This is a genomic window from Halalkalicoccus sp. NIPERK01 (genome assembly GCF_030287405.1).
Classification (GTDB): Archaea; Halobacteriota; Halobacteria; order Halobacteriales; family Halalkalicoccaceae; genus Halalkalicoccus.
The window spans coordinates 805926-826034 of the sequence record NZ_JASVVV010000001.1; the positions used below are offsets into that span (position 1 = coordinate 805926).

Here is a 20109-nt window from a genome sequence, read left to right on the forward strand (position 1 = left end):
ACGCCGCATTTACCCGCGGGTTTCGTTGCGTGGCGCTATGACCCCCGGCCGTATAAAGAGCGTGGGTTCGTCGCGGAACCGCCCCTCAGTCGATCCGCGTACCCGGAGCCCCGCCGGCGAGGAACTCCGCCAGCGCATCCGGTCCGAAGATCGACGCCGGAACGCCGAGTTCCAAGAGTGCCCGCACCTTTCCGGCCATCCCTCCAGTGACGTCCGTCGACTCGCTCTCGCCGAGATACGCCGCGACCTCGTCGTAGCTCCCGATCTCCGGGATCACCCCGCCCGCGTCGTCGAGGACGCCCGGTACCGCCGAACAGAGTCCCACGCGATCGGCGTCCAGTCCCTCGGCCAGCGCCACGACGAGTTCGTCGCCGCTGACGATCGTCGCGCCCTCGCCGCGGTGGGAGATCACGTCGCCGTACAACACCGGGACGAACCCCTCGGCAAGCATCGTCTCGATCCCGTCGAGCGGGAGCGACAGTTCTCCGTCTCGCGTCCGGTGAGCGACCGAGAGCGGATCGACGGGCACTGCGGGGACGGATTCAGCTCCGAGCGCCGACAGCACGCGCTCGTTCAGTCGTTCCATCGAGGCGTGGATCTCCCGGACCGCCGCCCCGTCGTGAGTTCCCTCGGTGACCGACACGCCGTGTTTCGCCGCGTAGCGGTGGCCGAAACTCCCCGCGCCGTGGACGACGACGAGGTCCCCGCGACCCGCGATCGCACCCGCGAGGCTCCCGAGACGGTCCTCGTCGACCGTTTCCTCGCGATCCTTGTCGGTGATCACCGACCCGCCGAGTTTGAGGACGATCACTCGACGCGCACCCCCTCGTCGTCGAGTTCGGCGCGAAAGCCCTCCTCGCAACCGGGCGTGAACCGCAGCGCCGTCTCGGTCTCCTCCGTCTCGTCGAGCGCGACGATACAGCCCCCGCCGCCCGCGCCCGTGAGCTTCGCGCCGTGGGCACCCGCGTCGCGGGCGGCCCAGACCATCCGGTCGAGCGAGCGCGAGGAGACCCCCAGCGCCGAGAGCAGGCCGTGGTTGAAGTCCATCAAGGTACCGAGTTCCGCGACGTCCGCCTCCTCAAGCGCCCGCTCACCCTGTCGGACGATGTCGCCGATCGTTTTCACCGTGTCCGCCGCGAACGGGTAGCGCTCGCGCAGTTCCCGAACGCCCGCGACGAGTTCGCCCGTGTTGCCCGCGCCGCCGTCGAACCCGATGACGAACGGGAGGTCCGGGGACTCGATCGACCGGCAGTCATCGCCCTCGACGCGGACCGCTCCTCCAGTAGCTGAACAGAACGTGTCGGCCCGCGAGGCCTGGCCCTCCTGAACCTCGTACTCCGCGCGGTAGGCCCGGTCGGCGATCTCGTTCGTACCCAACTCGACGCCCAGTTCGCGGGTCGCGGCGTCGATCCCGGCGACGACGACGGCCGCCGAGGAGCCGAGTCCCGCGCCAAGGGGAATCTCGCTCTCGACCGTGACGTCGAAGCCCGCGTCCGGCGCGTCGGCGGCCTCGCGGGCCTGCTCGATGGACGCGTCGACGTAGCCCATCGCCGCCTCGACGAGGTCGGTCGACACGTCCACGTCGGGCGTGGCGTCGGTCTCGCCGCTGTACTCGACGGTGAAACCGTCAAGCGAGAGGTCCTCGGCGTGGACGCGCAGTCGGCTGTCCCCGCGGCGCTGAACGGAGACCCGCGCTCGCCGGGCGATCGCACACGGCACCGCGGGCTCCCCGTAGACGACGGCGTGTTCGCCGAAGAGGTAGACCTTCCCCGGCGCGCTTGCGGTGATCATGTGGAAACGTGGTCAACGACGCCGTTTATACGTACAGGTTCGGCTATCTCTCAGCCGACCCCGTTTCGAAAAAATGTCAATCACCGACACATTTTTGTTCGTTGACGGTGGGGTTGCACCGTGAACGTACTCGTCACCGGCGGGGCCGGTTTCATCGGCAGTCACCTGACCGACGCGCTCGTTTCCGACCACGACGTCACCGTCCTCGACGACTTCTCGAGCGGCCGCCGCGCGAACGTCCACCCCTCGGCGCGCGTCGTCGAGGGGGACGTCCGCGACGAGCGCCGTCTCGACGAGGTCGTCGGCGGGGCGGACGTGGTCTTCCATCAGGCCGCGAGCGTCAGCGTCGACCGGTCGGTCGAGGACCCGACGGGGAGTCACGCGGTCAACGTCGACGCGACCCTCTCGCTGCTGGAGGCCGCACGGAGACACGACGTCCGGTGTGTGCTGGCCTCCAGTGCGGCGATCTACGGCCGACCCGAGTCGGTACCGATCCCCGAATCCATGCCCAAGGACCCCGAGTCCCCCTACGGCATCGAGAAGCTGAGCGTCGACCAGTACGCCCGCGTCTACAACGACCTCTACGACCTGCCGACGGTCGCGCTTCGCTACTTCAACGTCTACGGCCCGCGACAGACCGCCGGCGACTACAGCGGCGTCATCAGCGTCTTCCTCCGACAGGCGCTCGAGGACGAGCCCATCACGGTCCACGGCGACGGCTCCCAGACCAGGGACTTCGTCCACGTGGACGACGTCGCACAGGCGAACCTGCTGGCGATGGAGACCGACCGCGTGGGCGAGGCGTACAACGTCGGCACCGGCGAGACGACGACGATCGACGCCCTCGCGCGGACGATCCGGGACGTGACGGGGTCCGACTCGGAGATCGTCCACACCGAGGGCCGTGCCGGGGACGTCGACCGGAGCCGTGCGGCGATCGAAAAGGCCCGACAACACCTGGGTTACGAACCGACGGTCACGCTCGAGGACGGCCTCCGGACGCTGGCCTGACCCGCCGAGTCGCAACGACAGTATATTTATAGGAAGGCGTTGGATTCCAAACACGATGAGAGTCATCCGCGTGACAGATTCGGATCGATGGGAGGGGTTCGTGGAGGGGAACAACGGCCCGGTGTTCGATGGGTGGGCGTGGGGGGAACTTTGTGAGGCGTGTGGCCATCGGACCTATCGCCTCGCCGTCGAGGAGGACGGGGACCTGCTCGCCTGCGTACCCCTCGTCTACATGGAGAGTCGACTGTTCGGCGATCAACTCGTCTCGATGCCCTACAGCGCCTACGGCTCGGTCGTGAGCCGGGAGGACGCCCCCGAGGCGGCGACAGACCTCCTGCTCGAACCCGTCCGCGACCTCGCCGACGAACTCGGCGTCGACTTCGTCAGCCTTCGGGGACGTGACCTCGGCGACCCGTCCGGCTTCGAGAGGGAGAACCGCTTCGTCACGTTCGACATTCCCTTGTCGGACGATCCCGAGGAGGTGTGGAGCGCGCTCGACGGGTCGAACCGAACGCACGTCCGCAAGGCCCGAAAGGAGAACGTCGAGTATCGACGGGGGACCTCGAGGGAGGACCTGAAGCGGTACTACGACCTGTACCTGAAGAACATGCGGGCGTTCGGCAGTCCGCCCCACTCGTTCTCGTTCTTCACGCGACTCTGGGAGGGCCTCGGCGACCACATGGTGGTCGAACTCGCGCTCAAGGACGATCACCTGATCAACGGCCAGATACGGTTCCTCTACGGCGACCGGTGTTTCGACTGGGGTGGGGTCACCGACTACGAGTACCGCGACCTGCAGGGCGGGAGCCTCCTCCTGTGGAACGGCATCGAACACGCCTGCGAGGCGGGCTACTCGACGTACACGATGGGACGGACCCGGGAGGGGACCGGCGTCTACAACTTCAAGAAGAGTTGGGGCGGTGAGAAGGCGTGGTTCGACGACTACCACTACTTCCCGAACGGGTCGACGGAGCTTCCGAACCCCGACGACGAGAAGTACGACCGGGTCAAGGACGTCTGGGAGCGCCTCCCGCTATCGGTGACGAGAGTGATCGGCCCGCCGATCCGTCGACAGATCAGCCTCTGATACGATCGCTGCGATCGCCCGAACGGGTTCGACGACGGGTGTACCGTCGACTCATACTGTCGGTCATGGGCGTATGACCTGCGGTGGCCTGATTCGACGAGCACCAAAGGAGTCGCGCCGGTCGTGGCTCCACGCGAGTCACGGCGGTATGACCGACAGTATCACCACTCGTCGAGGACCGATTCGTACAGGTCGAGGTGGGTCTCGGCGATCGCGTCCCACGAGAGTCGGTCGCCCTGAGCGGCGCTGTTCTCGGCCATTCGATCCCGCTTCTCGCGGTCCTCGAGCAGGTCGACGATCGCGTCGGCGAGCGCTTCGGGGTCCTCCGGCGGAACGACCTCCCCGGCGCCGGACTCGCCGACCAGTCGGGGGAAGTCACCCGCGGAGGAGGAAACGACCGGTTTGCCGAAGGAGAAGGCGGTCGCGAGCGCGCCGCTGTGTCCCTTCGTCCCGCCCTTCTGCCGGCGGTAGGGGGCCGCAACGAGCGCGGCCCGCGAGAAGAACTCCCCGACCTCGTCGTTCGGGATGAAGTGGTCGTGGACCTCGAAGTTCTCGGGATACCGCCCGACGATCTTGCGCGAGCGCTTGCCGAGTCGGCCGTTGCCGGCGATCACGAGGGTCACGTCGGGAACCCGTTCGCGCACGAGCGGGATCGCCTTCACCAGCGTGTCGATGCCCTTCGCTGGGATGATGTGGCCGAAAAAGAGCACCGTGTGGTCCTCCTCGGGCAGTTCCTCGTAGTCGTACTCGCCGAACATGTCGTTGACCCCGTGGGGGATGACCGACACCGACTCCGGGTCGGGGACGCGCTCTCGGAGCACCCGCCGCTGGTTTTCGGTGTGAACGATTGATCGCCGAATATCGAGTTCGGGAATCAGCGCATCGACGAGTCCCTCGAGGGCATCGGGCGGACGCGAGATGGGGAACCGTTCGACCGGCACCTCGTGGTAGGTGACCACGAACGGGTAGCGCTCGTCGAGTCGATAGCGTTTCGCGTAGAACTTGACCTGCGGGAACAGGTCGGTCGGATCGTGGACGATGTCGGGATCCACCGCCTCGATCAGGCGGAGGTTCTTGTACGAGGCGAGCGCCTTCAGGTTGCGCCGAACGTCGAAGTTGAACCGCTGGAGTTCGGGCAGGGAGATGTTCATCGATTCGAACGCGTTGAGGACCCGGACGTCCTGGGAGAAGACGTCGTCGGCGGTGGTTTCGGTTGGTTTGAGGACGGTCACGTCGGCGTGGTTCCCCACGGCGTTCGCGAGTTGAGCGGCATAATGAGGGAGTCCACCGCTGTTCTGCGAGAGGACGTACGCGATTTCCATCACCGGTAGTACAGCGCGACGATAATTATATCCTCCTGACTATTCGGGAGACCGTCCGCGTTAATTGAGCGACTGCTCGATGGGATTCATGGCGTCGCCCGCGGGTTCCTACTTGCTTTCGGTCGAGCGATCCGATCCGAGCAACACGTCGAAGACGAGGTAGAAGATCGAACTCCCGAGTAATCCGACGACCGGGAGGGGCGAGACGCCGATCTGCAACGACCGGACGAAGTAGGTCATCGCGTCCCGGTACTCCCCGTCGCGGTGGAGGTAATAGCCCATCGCGAAGTACATCTGCCGGTAGAAGACGTAGGTGAAGGGCCTGATTTCGGGAACGCGGTCGCTGGCGAACGCGACGTACTTCTTGCCCTCGGTGAGGTAGTGCGACGGGTCGATCCGGTCGGCGGACATGCTCGTCTCGTGATACCGGACCGTGAACGTCTCCCGGCAGAGACAGACGCCCGCGTGCGATGCTTCGAGCGCGAAGAGGTGGTCCTCCCACCGTCCGAGACGCTCCTCGAAACGCACGTCGACCTGCTCGGTGTCCAGCAGGATCGAGGACATGACCTCGTTGAGGTCGCCGACGAACAGTTCGTAGAGGAAGTCGTCGCGCGACATCGAGGGGTCGCCGTCGAGACAGAGCCCCGCGCCCGTCCGTTCCATGCGTCCCAGCTGCCGTTCGAGTTTGTCGGGCTTCCAGAGATCGTCGGCGTCGAGAAAGGCGACGTAACGGGTGGTGGCGCGTTCGATACCTCGGTTGCGCGTCGCCGCCGGTCCGCGACCCTCGGGGTCCTCGACCACGATGGTCTCCGTCGGCACCGATTGGCGGGCGACCGACCGTTTCGCCTCCTCCAGCATCCGTTCGGGCGTGTGTTGGGCGCTGTAGGGGATGACGACGGAGACGGTCGCCGCGTCGGTAGATGACATGACTCTGATAACAAAGTCGATACACTTGACTATTGTGTCACGTGACTCGATCACCCGGAGGAGTCGGCGACGTCGACCCAGACGTAGGCGCTCCGGTAGGCGTTCTCCTCGCTCGGCGACTCGGGGAGCGCCCCGACGTACAGCAGGTAGGTGAGCCGCAGGTTCTCGCCGGTGCGGTCGGGGGTGACGACGTGTTCGCGCTCCGTGGTCTCCCCATTGTCGAGGGTGACCTCGAACCGGTCGAGTTCCGTCGCCGACTGGACGGTCGCGCCGGATTCGCCGGAGTCGACCTCCTGGAGCTGCACGACGACGGTGTAGGTGGTCTCGGTTCCTTCGTTGTTCCCGATCCCGACGATCAGCGGTTGGTCCTGACCGACGGCGAGTTCGGACGGGTAGTCCTCGGAGACGGCTTCGCCGTTCTCCTCGTGGAGCAGGTACAGTTCGGTGTAGCCGTCGTTCTGTACCGGCACCATCGCGTACACGGCGCTGCTGAGAACGAACAACACGACGAATCCGACCGCTACCGTCGAGAACAGGTCCCTTCGCACCGACTGCAGCGGGGTGAGGGCGTCGACCCAAGCCATCGTGGAGCGACCGAATCGATTCGACGGGGGAAGCGCCAGCCGTCGGACCGCCGCGACGGCCGCGAACGCGGCGGTCCCGACGGCCAGGACGCGAACCGCCGTCACGGCGGTGCCCGCGACGGACGCCACGACCAGACCCCCGGCGACGACCGCGAGGAGGCCACCGCTCACGCCGACCGAGAGCACGGCCCGTTCGAAGCGGGTGATGTGTCCGGCGTGTCGGCTCCGGGTGCGGTCGGTCGAGGTGCGATCCGGCCCCCGTGCCGGGAACAGCGCGGCCACGAGGGCGTACCCCGGAACGAATCCGACGAACGCCGCCCGAACCACTGCGCCGAACGGGGACCCCTCGACTCCCGGGAGCGTCGCGAAGATTCCGAGGGCGACTGCCAGTCCGACGACGAGGAGGTCGGCGGGAACCTGTCGGAGCGACGAGAGGGCCGAGCGCTCGTCGACGGTGTCTTCCATCTCCCGGAGATAGTGAGGCAACTGATATAAATATGACAGTTCCTACGGCACGTCGATCCGTTAATTCATCGTTCGACCGTTCGAGAGAGAGCCTCCGATACGAGGGCTGAGCCGTCCACGAGGGCCCGAACCGATCGAGGGGGTGTCGCGTCGCGTCAGGGTCGGCTGTCGGACGTTCGCAAGTGACATCAGTAAGACAATATATTTACTCGATCGGGCCGAAGGCATCGGCATGGAGAATGGGGAGGGGATGACGCCCGAACGACTGGAGCGCCTCGTCGACCGACGGGTCGAGAAGCGGTTGGCCGAACTGCTGGACGAGTGCGCCTCGGGACGGGTTCCCGACGCGGTCCGCGAGGGTGTCTCACGACGAGAGGCCATGGCAGTGGCGGCCGGCGGCGTCGCCGGCTACGGCCTCTCGGCGCTCATCGGGCAGGACGGGTCGGGTGGTGGGACGATCGTCGGCGGAGACGACGAGAACGGCGAGGGGGACGGCGCCTCGGCGGCGGATCTCCAGCAGGCACTCGACGAGAGCTCGTTGGTGCGGATCGCCGGCGAGATCGACGTGAGCGGGGAGACCCCGATCAGAGTCCCCCAGAACACGATCCTGTGTGGGGACGGCGTCTACCGGCAGGCGCTCGACGTCATCGGCGGCGACGGCCTTCGGGCCGACGACGAGGGCCCCCTCGTCGAGGTGGCGGGCAACGACACCCAGGTCGTCGGACTCGCCCTAGTCAACACCGCTGGCGGCGGCGACGCGATCCGTATGACCGGATACACCGGTCGGGTATCGCATACGGACATCTATGCGGGACGCTACGGGATCGACTGCAGTCCGGACGAACGGACGACCGAACCCCGTCTCAACTTCAATCGCGTCCTCTCGACGACCGGCGCGGACGGCGAGAGCGTCGGCGTTCGGATCGAGAACATGAACGACGCGAAGGTGATAAACAACATCGTCGCGGGGTTCGACACCGAGATCGTCGTCAACCAGGAGAGCGCGATCGTTTCGCTGAACCACACCTACACCCATCCGGCGTCGGACTCGACCGTCGGCATCCGGATCGGTGCCCCCGCGGTTCGCGTCGTGAACAACCGGATCGAGGGGGAGTCCAGTCGGGCGGGAATCGAGATCACGGCCAGCGAACGGTCGATCGTCTCCCAGAACCTCGTTCAGGTCGCGTCGGGCGCCGACGGGATCCGTCTCGACATCGGCTCGGAACTTGCAAACAGCTTCCTCGCGTACAACCAGATCGAGGGGTTCTCCTCGGACGAGCCCGCCGGTACGGCCGTCGCCGCACCGGGCGTCGAGGCGTTCGACCGATCCGTCGTCGGCCCGAACGCCGCCCGCTACTTCGACGCGGAGGGACTGACTGGCGTCGCAGAGGCGGCGGGCGTCGACGGGACGCCGAACGCGGATCGGTACTTCACCTACCAACTCGTCGAGAACACCGACGACAACACCGTCTGGGTGAAAGCGCGCGAAGGAATGTACCGGATCGCCTGAGTCAGACCCCATCGCGCCCGAACTGCTGGCTGTCCGAACCGTCGTATCGAAACACGTCGGCCTCGCCGCTCGTGTAGACCTTGTTCGTCGAGCGTTCGATGGCCGCTCGCTCCGGTTCCGTGAGGTAGTACTCCGGAGGGTCCCCGTCGTACGCCGCGGCGTCGACGACGGCCCGATCGCGGACGTAGACGTAGCCCTCGGAGAACTCGATACCGGGACGCCAGTCGACCTTGATCTGTACCACGCTCGCGTCGGTGTAGGACTCCGGAACGATCCCCCGGAACATCTCACCGGTGTAGCTGTCGGTGTAGATGACCGGGGCGGCGATGCTGGTATCGTCGATCCATTCGCCGCCGTCGATCTCAGCGTCGGTGTACGCGAGCGAGTGGGTGTCGTCGTCCAGTGCGATGTCCGACGTCACCGGCGCTCCGACGGCGTTGTAGACGACACCCGTATTGAGCAGGAGGAGAACAGCTAGGGCCGCCAGAATCGGACGCCAGACGGGTACCTCTACGTCACGGATCGCGCTGACGATCCCCGCGAGCGCGATCGCGCCAACCGGCATGAACGGGGCCAGCACGACTAGAACGATCTGGTACATTCTGTCGGCGCCGAGATCGCCGGTAACGAAGTACGACGCGCCCAGGAACACGAACATCGGGATCGCGATCGTCGCCAGTTTGACCGCTTCGAGTCGTTGGTTTCGATCGGTCGGGAACAGCGCCACGAGGACCTGCGAGAGGACACCGATTCCCGCTAGCGCCATGAGTCCCATGTGTAACAACAGCGTGATCAGATAGACCGTACCGGACCCTTCCTGAATCGCGCTCGCGCCCGATCGATGGACCGCCTCGCCGGAGAGGGCCGCGTAGATCTCGACGGGAATACCGCCGAGGACCTCGACCACGCTCGCGATCATTCCCGGCGTCGTGACGGCGTACCAGCCGACCGCCGTCCCGCCGAACGCGACCGCGTAGACGCCCACGATGTTCCAGTCGAGGCTCTCGTTCGCGTACGCCACGTAGATCCGACCGAGCACGTAGGCCACCGCGAGCGAGATGACGACGATGTAGGTCGTGGTGTAGTGCGAGAAGATCAGTCCGACGCCGAAGACGAACCCGATCCACTCCTTTCCGGGAAGCCGCTCCCGGTCGGTGAGCAACACCAGAAGCAACAGGACCACGAACAGTTGGGCCATGCGCGTTTTGCCCGGCGTGCCGTTGAACGTCCGGAAGTAGAAGACGAAGAAGTACGCCCCGACGAAGGCCACGTCGGATCCGAAAACGTCCTTGAAGGCGTAGTAGATGCCGACAGGGACGAGCGCGAACAGCAGCGAGTAGAGCACCTTGAAGACGAACGCCGGGCTGATACCGGTCACGGCCGCATAGACGGCCGGGACGGTCCCGACGACGGGTATCGAGGAATAGACGTCGCCCATCCCCGCCTCCCAGACGCCGTTTTCCAACAGCAGTTCGACGAAGAAGTGGTTGATCTGAATGTCGGAGCCGACGACCGCGTTGGTGATCAGGTTGTTGTGGAGGACGACCGCGGCGGCGACCGCGAACACGGCGAGCGGGTAGAGCTTCGGCGGGACGACCCTGATCGAGACGACCACGACGCCCGCCACGAGGAGGAGGAACACGTACATCAAGCCGCTGTCACCGACGGCGTTCATCCGACTCGCGGCCAGCACCGCGAGCAGCGGCAGAGAGAGGAGGAACGCGCCGACCGTGATGTCACGGGTGTCGAACGGTGGAACTCGGAGCGTAAGACTCCGGTCCCGCTGGAACGCCGAGAGGGATAGCACGACGCTGATCGCGCTGATCGTTAGGGCGAGCGGGAGGAACGAGAGGGGCGCGATGACGCCGAACACCGGGTACAGGAGGCTGACGAGGACGCCCGTGGTCGCGAGCGACACCAGGCTGAACCCCACGGTGTACAGGAGGATCTCGCCGCCGCTATCTATGTCGTGTTCGACGAGCAGGAGGATTAAGAACCCCGGCACGAGCGTCAGTAAGACGGTTCCGAGCACCTCCTGCAGCAGTCCGACTCGGATGCCGAGTGACCCCGCTGCGACGACACCCCAGAACGCGACGAGCAGACACCCCACCGAAACGACCGTCGTCCAGCGATGGAACCGTATTACGGTCCGTTCGACCGACCGTCCGGTCCCACCCACCGAGCGCGTACGACGAACCGAACCCCTCCCGGAGGCCATACCCACATCGATCAGTCAGACACATATAACTATAACGGAATTAACACCATCGTACGAAGGGTGACGACGACAGACGCCCTCGAAGTTCGCCACCTCGTTTACCCCTCACACTGCCGACACGTGTCGAACTCCTCCCTCGATCGACTGCTGCAGTCAGTCCGTGAGCGATTCGCCGGGCCGGATCATGGAGGTGACTACGCGCAGGCCGGGAACGAGTACCTGTCGTCTTATCGAGGGGACGGTCGCCGAGAGCAGAACGTAGCTCCCTACACCGATGCCGACGCACGACGCGAGCAGGACGGCTCCGTCGAAGGGAAGTGTCGCGCGAACCCCTGCGACGACCAGCCCCATCCCCGTCGCGCTGACGAGCGACCACCCGATGAGCCGATAGGGCACCCGTAGCGTGATGTTCCGCGCGAGGTACCGCCCGTTGAGGAGCGTCTGGACGATCGCGGCGGTCGTGGTCGCGATCGCCGCACCCAGCAGTCCGACGGTGAGCACGAGCGCGACGTTGAGCACGAGGTTGATCGCGATCGTCACCACGACCGCCCGCGCCACGAGGTCGACGCGATCGATACCGCGAAGCGTACTCCCGAGGACGTCGTTGACCGACTGGAACACTTTTTCGACCATCAGCACCACGAGGACGCCCGCCGCGATGGTGTACTCCGAGCCGAAGATGGTCGCCAGGACCTCGTAGTTAAGCACGAACACCCCGACGAACGCGGGGATCGAGAGGAACAGCGCGACCCCGATCGCCTCGGGGACGACCGCCTCGATCCGCGAGACGGCCGCCTCGGAACTCCACTGGCTCATCTGGGGGAACAGCGTGATCGAGAGGGTCTTGCTGACCAGCAACACCAACAGCGTCACCTCCCAGGCGACTTCGTAGGCACCGACGTCCGCGTAGGTCAGAAACAGCCCGATGATCGCGACGTCCATCCACTGGTAGACCTGCCCGCTGACCGACGAGAGGAAGTAGTACTTCGCGTAGTCGTACAGCGACCACGCCGAGAGTTCGGCTGGCCGGCCGACCTTCGTCTCGAGTTTGACGAACGCCCAGCACGCCGCCGTCGTCGATCCGAGGATGAGCCCGTAGATCAGACCCATCACCCCGTAGCCGGCCGCGACCAGCACCAGACCGCTCACGACCCAGACCACCTCGCGGGCGAACTCGATGATGGCCGTCTCCCCGACCCGGAGTTCGCCCCGGACCGCCTGGATGAACAGGTCCGCGAACTCCTGGATCGTCAGCGCGATCACCAGATACACCGCGAACTCGCCGCCGAGGTACTGGTTGAGGTACGGACGGATCAGGAAGATCAGGCCGGCGGCCCCGACGATCGTCACGACCTTCAACGCGAGGGCGGTCGCCAGCATCGTCGCGGGCTGTTGGCCCTCGCTTAGGCGCTTTTCGAGCGCGCCGCGAACGCCGAAGTCCGCGACGACGGTCGTCAACCCGAGCACCGTCTGAAACAGGAAGAAGATCCCGATCTGGGTCGGGCCGAGTTCGCGGGCGAAGACCGTGATGCCGGCGAAGAAAACGACCGCGTTGCCGCCTTTCGCGAGGAAGATCTTCAGCGCCGAACGGGACAGATCCATCTGCCGACCCTACTACGCCCGCGGTTATATACTTCCAGTTCCGTTACAGGTTCGGACGTACTGATTTTATCGACGGAGGATCGGAGAGCCAGCGCCGTTCGGTCTGCATCCTGAAACGGGGTGGTCGTGACTATCTCGTCGTCCCCGAGCGGGACGACACCCGGCGATACGCGGAGACCACCCCCGAGAGCAGTTCCCGACAGGGCGTCCGGAGCGACCCGTGTGGAGTGACGTCCGCGAGCAACGACAGGAGGTAGAACAGGGGCAGTCCGGAGTAGGGTTTCGACTCGCCGTAGGCGATGGGTCCGATCGTCCGCGCGTAGTCGGTCACGATCCGCCCCCCGACGCCCCGATTCTCCATCATCTCGACGAACACCCGGTGGAGCGGCGTGTCGTAGTGGTGGATGACGAACGGCCGGAAGAGGTCGTCGACGAGGTAGTCCTCCCGGACGTCCTCCCAGTCGAGGAGGTACACTCCGTCGTTCACGAAGACGTTTCCGGCGTGGAGGTCACCGTGGACCGATCCCCGATAGAGCGCCGGCGGCAGATCGAGATGCGCGAGGAGGTCGAGCGCCGATCGAACGGTCCGGTCCGAGCCCTGCTCCGCCGTCAACCGGTCCTCGAGGGACGCGACTGCTGTCGCGGTCTCGATCCGCTGACGATCGGTCTCGTAGAGGGCGGTGAGCTGTTCGAGGGCGACGAGCAGCGACTCCCACTCGGTTATCGGATCGACGAGTTCCCGTCCGTCGAGATACTCCTCTACGACGTACGGGTAGTCCGGGTCGGCCTCGACGATCGGTACCGTGTTGATCGAGTCGGGGAGCCGTTTCCGGCGTTCGATCTCGCTCCGTAGCTTCACCGGGTCGTCGATCGCGATCGTCGATACCCGACCTCCATTCAGCTCTAGTAGCGTGATCCGGTCGCCGATGACGGCGACGTCGAACGGGTCCTCGGCGGCGACGGTCACGGTCTCCGAGCGGATCATCGGGACGAACGACAGCAGCGACGGGACCACGGAGCCGGTTTCGAGTGCCATCGTTCCGAGGCGGCTCTTCCAGTCGGTACCGGTGATCCGGCCGACGAGCCAGTCGATCGCTCGGGAATCAGGTCGAAACGCGTACGTGATGTAGTTCCCCGTGTCGAGGACCAGATAGGTCCGCTGTTCGGTCGGGAGGTCCAGATGGTCGTAGAACGCCGAAATCCGCTTCAGGGGACCGACTGGTGTCTCTTGTCCCACCTCGGTAGCCCTCATTAGTCATCTATAGTTGTACGTTCGAATACATAACACCGGCGGAAAACGATCATCATCGAGGTACCATACGAACGATCCGGGCAATGAAGCAACGGCGACGAGACGGGGAAGCGACCAGTGGAGGCTTCGCCGTTCAGAGCGAATCGGGGGCGACGCTCCCGAGTAGCCGCTGCCAGCGTCGATCCCCGCCGACCAACCGCTTGACCATCGGGAGGTCGTGCTGGCGCATGATCGTGATGCGCGGGATCGAGAACGGTGCGGTGAAGTCGACGAGATCGGTCCCGATCACCGTCGTCGCGCTCTCGTATCCTGCGTCCCGTGTCAGGCGGGCGGTTCCGCGATCGAACGCGCCGTAGGGGTACGCGAAACTCGTCGGCACCTCGCCGGTGATCGCCGCGAGCGCGTCCCGGGAGCCCTCGATCTCACGGCGGGCCGTCTCCCGGTCGACGTCCGTCAGGTCCGGATGGGTCATCGTGTGCGCCCCGATCTCGTGGCCGGATGCCAGGAGTTTCGAGACGTCCTCGCGGTCCATGACGCGCGACCCCTCGAAGCGCTCCCCGAACAGGCCCGGGACGAGGTAGTGAGTCGACGGGACCCCGTACTCGTCGAGGACCGGGAGCGCGTTCTCGATCACCGACTGCAGTCCGTCGTCGAAGGTCACGACCGCCGGGTTCGCCGGGAGGGATCCGTCTCGCCACCGCCCGAGCGCCTCGCCGAGGGTGAGGGGGTCGAACCTCCGCGAGAGCCAGTCGATCTGTCGGCGAAAGCGCGTCGGCGTGACGCTCCACGGCCCGCCGGATTCCTCCACGCCGTGATAGAGAACGATCGGACAGCGGACCCCGTCGGGTCGATAGTACGGTTTCAGCGTGGCACGAAACACCCGATCTACCAACCGCCGACCGGTCTCTCCCGCGAGCATACGTCCTCCACGGCCAACGCCGACGTAACTATGTCGATCGGATTACATCCTCGGCCTCCCGCACGACATATGTAACAACTTTTATATCTTTTCGTGTGGTTCACCCGACCAATGGACGTGGTGTATCTCGTCACACAGAACACGGGGGGGTTCCCGCATTACGCGGCCGAACTCGCGAACGCCGTGGGGAACCACGCCGACGTGACCGTCCTCAAACCCACCGAGACCACCGCCGACGACGTCTTCTCCCAGGACGTACGGGTGATCGACGCGTTCGAACCGCTGTCGCTCTCCCTTCCGGCGCTGTACGACCGCGAGTTCAACGTGCGCGAGAACCTCCGAGCGATGTGGTCGTATCGGTCGCTCCGACGCGTCCACGACCTCGATCCCGATATCGTCCACGACCCGACCGGTTTCTTCCCGTACGTAAAGTTCTTCGCCGGACGCTACGGCCTCGATCGCCACCCGCTGGTCGCCACGCGCCACGAGGTCTCCGCGACCCGGTTCCCGATCACCCGTCCGCCGGTTCTCGCCGAGCGACTCGCGGGGGCGCTCGTCCCGGACGTGAACCTGGCGAAGACGATCGTCCACACGCACGGCCAGCGCGACGCCCTCCTCGAAGGACCCTTCGAGGAGTCGGACCTGGCGGTCATCCCCCACGGGACCTACGACTTCTTCACCGGATACGACTACGACGAGCGGTCGGAGGAACGCACCACGCTGCTGTTTTTCGGCAACGTCATCCCCTCGAAGGGGCTCGACACCCTCGTGGAGGCGGTCGTCCTCGCGAGCGAGGAGATACCCGACATCACGCTCGTCGTGGCCGGGTCGGGTAGGCTCTCGGCGCGGACGGCGAGGGTCATCGCCACCCACGGCGAGCACTTCGAGGTCCACAACGAGTTCGTCCCGAACGACCTCGTCGGCGAACTCTTCTCGCGGGCCGCCCTCGCGGTGATGCCCTATCGGTCCGAAGGCGGAGTGAAGGGCCACAGCGGCGCGCTCGCGACCGCCTTCTCCTTCGGCACGCCGGTCGTCACCACCTCGATCGGCGACTTTCCCCGGCTGGTCGAACGCTCGGGGAGCGGGCTGGTCGTCCCGCCGGAGGACGCCGATCGGCTCGCGAACGCCATCGTCTCCATCCTCGAGAACGACGGGCTTCGGGCCGAATTCGGGAAGAACAGCGAGAAGCAGGCCGAGCGCCTCTCGTGGGAGAACGTCGGGAAGCGCCACCTCGACGTGTACCGATCGATCCTCGACGACTAGTCGAGTTCGCCGGACAGCCGGTCGGCGAGATCCGAGGCGGCCTCCGCTAGCCCGGCCGACGCGCCGCCCCCGGTCGCCCGCCTCGCCGATCCGCCGGCCCCGCCGCCCGCGAGGTCGGTCAGTTCGGCCGCGAGGTCGGTCGCGTCGAGGTCGGCCATCGCGTCGCCGACGGTCACGACGAACGTGTGATTGGGTTCGGTCGTGACGATCGTCACGCCCCCGTTGTAGCCGGGTGCGTGTTTCGCGAGCGCGCGCGCGTCGGCGTCGTCCCCCTCGATCGTGATCGCGATCGCCCGCGGGCCGTCGGCCTCGGCCATGCGCGCCTGCCACCAGCGCTCCGCCCACCGGCTGCGAAGCGATCCGGCCTCGCTTTTGACGGCGTCGCGTTCGTGCTCCATGTCGGCGAGTTCCTCGTGGAGGGCGTCGATCGCCGCCGGGAGGTCCTCCGGGTCGACATCGGCCCGTTTCGCCGCCGCTTCGAGCGTCCGGTTCGCCCGTGTCCGCTCGCCGACGACCGCCTCGTCGCGGGCGGCGCTGACCGCGAGGGACTCGCGGATCGTTCGTGTCCTGTTCCACCAGTAGAGGTTCGAGACGGCCGTAGCCGCAGTCCCGACTACGACCGCGAGTAGCGTGTTCGCCCTCATTCGTGTATCCACCATTTGAGACACGGGCCGACCGTTCGATTGGCGACGATCGGCCCGACCCTGCGTGCCAGCGGCGCGGCCCGCTTGTACGCCTCGATCGACGCCCTCCCCGTCCGATCGGGAGGATAGACGAGGCTCGTCAGTTGCGCCTCCTCGCCGCCGAACTCCGTCTTGAACTCGTGGACGTTCGAACCTCGCTCGTTGCGCCCGAAGTCGACGACCGACGCGGCGCTCTCACAGGCCCGTTCGACGATTTCGGCGTAGAGCAGGTCGTTCGGCTTGAGGTCCCACGCGTCGGGGTTCGAGGCGTTGCCCCAGATCAGACAGCGGTCGCCGTACTCGAACGCGAGCAGGCCGGCGATAGCCGTCCCCTCGTGTTTCGCGAGTAGGAGCGTCACGTTCCCGGCGAGTTCCCGTCGAAGCGCCTCGAAAAAGTCGGCGGGGAACGGCGGACTACCGAGCCGACGCATCGTCGCGAGGTAGAGACGGTAGTACGGCTCGACGGTCTCCGCCTCCGTGACGACCACCCCTTCTTCGCGCGCCTTGCGGACGTTCCGGCGAGCGCCGCTCGTGAACGAGGTCTCCCGGACCGCCTCGAACGGGCGGTCGACGTCGAGTTGCAGGGCGATCCCCGTCTCGATGCCGCCGAAACCGGCCGCGCTGTAGCCGGTCGTCCCGCTCCAGTTGGACTCCTTGAGGACCAGCGTCTCGAACGGCGAGGTCGCCTCGGCCAGCGCGGCGAGCACCGGTTCGCTCTCCCCCTCGATGAGGGGGAATCCGTACTCCCCGAACGGGGTCGTGACGGTCGTCCCGAACAGCGAGGGGACCTCGAACCCGGGGACGGCAGCGACGGTCCGATCGCCCTCTGCGACCAGCCGATACCGTGGCGTGTAACCGAACGCCGATTCGACCGCGCGCTTCCAGCCGAGGGTGTGAAACACCGTGGCGTTCGCCCGTCGCCCGACGAACCGCTCCCACTCGGTTTCGTTGGCCGGCCGAAGCGTGTATTCAGCGATCATAGGTCTCGACCACCCGTTCACACGTGGTAAACTCGTGGGTCGAAAGCAACGTCGAGAGCTTTTCGCGCGCGCGATCGAGGCCGTAAAAGCTGACGAACCGCTTGTGGGCGGGCACGCCGTCGACCCGGACCTCGGGGTTGAACTCCCAGGGGTGGAAGTAGATCGTCGCGGGAATTCCCCGTCGGTTGAGGTTGCGGATCCCGCGGGAGAGCAGCCACGTCGGGAGGAGTCGGCCGTAGAACCCCCCGGCGGTCGGAATCCGTATCCGGGGGTGGAACATCGCGAGCGGGAGTTCGAGCAGGCCGTCGGCGTCGCCGGGAGGGGTGTCGGTGAACGGTCGGTCGCGGTCGACCCAGTACGGCCCTACCGGCGCGCCACTGACGCCGTACATCGGTGTCTCGACCGGAAAGACGCTGGAGTCGTACCGGTATCCGGCGTCGATGAGCGCGTCGAACGCCCACTGCGTCCGAGTCGTCACCGAGAAGTTGGGCGCGCGAAACCCGGCGGGGCGCTCGCCGATAGCCGCCTCGATCGCGTCGGCGCTCGCGTCGAGTTCCCCGGCGAACGCCCCCGGCGTGAGTTCGAACAGCGGGGTATGCGTGTGGCCGTGAGAGGCGATCTCGTGACCGGCGTCGGCGACCCGTCCGATCAACTCCGGGTACTCGTGGGCGACCTCGCCGACGACGAAGAACGTCGCGGTGGTGTCGTGCTCGTCGAGCACGTCGAGGACGATCCCGACCGACGTCTCGATCCGATCGACCGGGTCCGTCACCTCGTCGCGCAGGAGGGTCGCGGTGTACCAGTGTTCGAGGTCGAACGAAACGACGTTCGCGAACCCACCCGCTATCGCGTCCCGCGTGTCCCGATCCATACGGTTCGAATGGCGTCCGTACCGGCCTTTATTATCAGCGTCATAATACTACTGGCGTCTCGACGACAGGTACGTCGCTGTCCCACCGAACCGACGGGGACGTCCGCCGCGCCTCCACCACCCGTAGCGATCGTGGCCGGCGCAAGCGGTTGTTAATAGCGTATTAGTATCCATATCGAGTGATTTATTCTCTATCTGACTATTCGAACGCAAGCACCGTCGGGAGGACGGGTGTCACCGACGGTTGGCTATCTTGAGCGAGTGGAGGATGACCGCGGCGGCACAGGCGAAGAAGCCGCCGAACCAGAACAGCGCGGAGAACGCCGTGAGGGCGAACGACGGCGACCCCGTCGCGAGGAAGTTCGAGACGAGCCAGTAGGTACCGCTGACGCCCAAGAGGAGACAGAGGAGGCCCGGTATGCCGAGGCTGATCAGCGGGTGCGTGTTCTGGACGGTCGCGGCGATGTTGTTCACGAGGTTGTACCCGTGCGAGAACGGGTCCTGACTGCTCGCGTTCTCGACGTCGTACCGTACCCGGATGCCGACCTCCTCGATCGCGTATCCCCGCTGGTGTGCGTGATAGAGGATGTCCGTACTGGCGTTCATCTTGCTCCCGATGGCGTCGTCCTCGGCCAGCCCCGCGATCGCACGGCGGTTGTACGCCCGGAAACCGCTCTGGGTGTCGGAGATCCGTTTCTTCGGGTGAAACGCCCCGATGCTCATGTTCGTGAGCGTGTTGACCACGAACAGCCCCAGCCGCCGGTACCGGGGGACGTCGCTCATCGCGCCGTCGACGAACCGACTGCCGATGACGATCTCCGCGTTGGCCTCGCGCTGTGCGGCGACGAGACGCGGGATGTCCGCCGGATCGTGTTGGTTGTCGGCGTCGAGGATGACGAGGTGTTCCGCGTCCTGTCGCTCGGCGGCCTGAAACAGTGTCTTGAGCGCCCCGCCGTAGCCGCGGTTGTACTCGTGTTCGATGACGTTCGCACCCGCCTCGCTCGCGACGAGCGCGGTGTCGTCCCGGCTACCGTCGTCGACGACGAGGACGCGATCGCCGTACTCGCTGGCCGCCCTCACGACCTCTGCGATCGATCCCGCCTCGTTGTAGGCGGGTATCCCGACGACGATCGAGGGCCGTTGGCGAACGACCCCTGCGGGAACCGCCTCGACCGCGAAACCGGTCCCCTCCGCGAGTTCCGCCTCGCTTCGCGCGTAGTCGATCGCGGACGAGTCCGCAGCCTGATAGATCAAACCCGGATAGCCTCCCGTGCGGGCGGCGATGGTCAGCGTCGACACGAGCGATTCCCGGTCGTCGTTCGCGTGATCGGGCTGGACGATCCGCGCGTCGAGCATTCGAGCCAGATCGACCGCCTCCGGTTCGGCGGCCTCCCCGTGCGTCACCAGCACGTCGTATCCCTGTCGGATCGCCTGTAGGATCGTCAGGGTCAGCTCGGCGTCGTTCTCCCGGGTCGCGATCAAACCGATCGCCGGCTTCGCATGTTCTTGCCCGTAGACGCCCTCCTCGGCGGTGTATTCCGACATACTCAGCCACCGATATGTTCGGTATATATACTCCGTCGGAGGGCGGCCCGTTTATCGAATACGAGCGGTACGGACCCCG

Annotated in this window: 17 protein-coding genes; 4 read left to right on the plus strand and 13 right to left on the minus strand. The window is 65.9% G+C overall.

Translation table 11 applies throughout. From position 1 onward, the window contains the following. Window positions 1–85: 85 nt before the first annotated feature. Entirely contained in the window at window positions 86–811 is a 726-nt protein-coding gene (locus tag QRT08_RS04295; protein ID WP_286044675.1) for an isopentenyl phosphate kinase, read from the minus strand. Beyond that, window positions 808–1791: a mevalonate kinase gene (gene mvk, locus QRT08_RS04300; protein ID WP_286044676.1), complete on the minus strand. Its 984-nt coding sequence runs from the start codon at window positions 1789–1791 to the stop codon at window positions 808–810. The genes QRT08_RS04295 and mvk overlap by 4 nt, the downstream gene beginning before the upstream one ends. A gap of 120 nt (window positions 1792–1911) precedes the next feature. On the opposite strand from mvk, the gene QRT08_RS04305 reads away from it, so the two are divergent. Further along, window positions 1912–2802, plus strand: coding sequence for an NAD-dependent epimerase/dehydratase family protein (locus QRT08_RS04305; protein ID WP_286044677.1), 891 nt, complete (start codon window positions 1912–1914; stop codon window positions 2800–2802). 55 nt (window positions 2803–2857) lie between these two features. Then, window positions 2858–3889 carry a lipid II:glycine glycyltransferase FemX gene (locus tag QRT08_RS04310; protein ID WP_286044678.1) on the plus strand — a complete coding sequence of 344 codons (1032 nt, stop codon included), beginning with the start codon at window positions 2858–2860 and terminating at the stop codon, window positions 3887–3889. A gap of 161 nt (window positions 3890–4050) precedes the next feature. Here QRT08_RS04310 and QRT08_RS04315 read toward each other — a convergent pair whose 3' ends face one another. The 3 genes from QRT08_RS04315 to QRT08_RS04325 form a co-directional block, all read right to left on the minus strand. Next, a complete protein-coding gene (locus tag QRT08_RS04315; RefSeq protein ID WP_286044679.1) occupies window positions 4051–5211 on the minus strand; it encodes a glycosyltransferase family 4 protein in 1161 nt (386 codons plus the stop codon). A gap of 108 nt (window positions 5212–5319) precedes the next feature. Continuing rightward, the gene (locus QRT08_RS04320; RefSeq protein WP_286044680.1) at window positions 5320–6138 is read right to left on the minus strand and encodes a glycosyltransferase family 2 protein; all 819 of its coding nucleotides are present in this window, start codon (window positions 6136–6138) and stop codon (window positions 5320–5322) included. A gap of 50 nt (window positions 6139–6188) precedes the next feature. After that, window positions 6189–7187: a DUF1616 domain-containing protein gene (locus QRT08_RS04325; protein WP_286044681.1), complete on the minus strand. Its 999-nt coding sequence runs from the start codon at window positions 7185–7187 to the stop codon at window positions 6189–6191. Window positions 7188–7419: 232 nt separating this feature from the next. On the opposite strand from QRT08_RS04325, the gene QRT08_RS04330 reads away from it, so the two are divergent. Further along, window positions 7420–8697: a right-handed parallel beta-helix repeat-containing protein gene (locus tag QRT08_RS04330; RefSeq protein WP_286044682.1), complete on the plus strand. Its 1278-nt coding sequence runs from the start codon at window positions 7420–7422 to the stop codon at window positions 8695–8697. 1 nt (window position 8698) lies between these two features. Here the strand turns inward: QRT08_RS04330 and QRT08_RS04335 are convergent, their stop codons facing one another. The 4 genes from QRT08_RS04335 to QRT08_RS04350 all read right to left on the minus strand — a co-directional run bounded on the left by QRT08_RS04335 (window position 8699) and on the right by QRT08_RS04350 (window position 14688). After that, window positions 8699–10807 (minus strand): DUF2206 domain-containing protein, encoded by a 2109-nt coding sequence (locus QRT08_RS04335; RefSeq protein ID WP_286044683.1) that lies wholly within the window; start codon window positions 10805–10807, stop codon window positions 8699–8701. A gap of 261 nt (window positions 10808–11068) precedes the next feature. After that, on the minus strand, window positions 11069–12517 hold the full coding sequence (locus tag QRT08_RS04340; protein ID WP_286044684.1) for an oligosaccharide flippase family protein: 1449 nt from the start codon (window positions 12515–12517) through the stop codon (window positions 11069–11071). A gap of 130 nt (window positions 12518–12647) precedes the next feature. Then, window positions 12648–13754 carry a phosphotransferase gene (locus QRT08_RS04345; RefSeq protein WP_286044685.1) on the minus strand — a complete coding sequence of 369 codons (1107 nt, stop codon included), beginning with the start codon at window positions 13752–13754 and terminating at the stop codon, window positions 12648–12650. A 148-nt stretch (window positions 13755–13902) separates the two neighbouring features. Further along, window positions 13903–14688, minus strand: coding sequence for a polysaccharide deacetylase family protein (locus tag QRT08_RS04350; RefSeq protein ID WP_286044686.1), 786 nt, complete (start codon window positions 14686–14688; stop codon window positions 13903–13905). Window positions 14689–14799: 111 nt separating this feature from the next. On the opposite strand from QRT08_RS04350, the gene QRT08_RS04355 reads away from it, so the two are divergent. Continuing rightward, window positions 14800–15951 carry a glycosyltransferase family 4 protein gene (locus QRT08_RS04355; protein WP_286044687.1) on the plus strand — a complete coding sequence of 384 codons (1152 nt, stop codon included), beginning with the start codon at window positions 14800–14802 and terminating at the stop codon, window positions 15949–15951. Here QRT08_RS04355 and QRT08_RS04360 read toward each other — a convergent pair. From QRT08_RS04360 to QRT08_RS04375, 4 genes are all read right to left on the minus strand, one after another. After that, the gene (locus QRT08_RS04360) at window positions 15948–16595 is read right to left on the minus strand and encodes an alanyl-tRNA synthetase (protein ID WP_286044688.1); all 648 of its coding nucleotides are present in this window, start codon (window positions 16593–16595) and stop codon (window positions 15948–15950) included. The genes QRT08_RS04355 and QRT08_RS04360 overlap by 4 nt on opposite strands. Then, window positions 16592–17614: a lipid II:glycine glycyltransferase FemX gene (locus QRT08_RS04365; protein ID WP_286044689.1), complete on the minus strand. Its 1023-nt coding sequence runs from the start codon at window positions 17612–17614 to the stop codon at window positions 16592–16594. The genes QRT08_RS04360 and QRT08_RS04365 overlap by 4 nt, the downstream gene beginning before the upstream one ends. Then, window positions 17604–18485, minus strand: coding sequence for a polysaccharide deacetylase family protein (locus tag QRT08_RS04370; protein WP_286044690.1), 882 nt, complete (start codon window positions 18483–18485; stop codon window positions 17604–17606). Before QRT08_RS04370 ends, QRT08_RS04365 begins: the two co-directional genes overlap by 11 nt. A gap of 234 nt (window positions 18486–18719) precedes the next feature. Further along, a complete protein-coding gene (locus tag QRT08_RS04375; protein ID WP_286044691.1) occupies window positions 18720–20030 on the minus strand; it encodes a glycosyltransferase family 2 protein in 1311 nt (436 codons plus the stop codon). Window positions 20031–20109 lie beyond the last annotated feature (79 nt).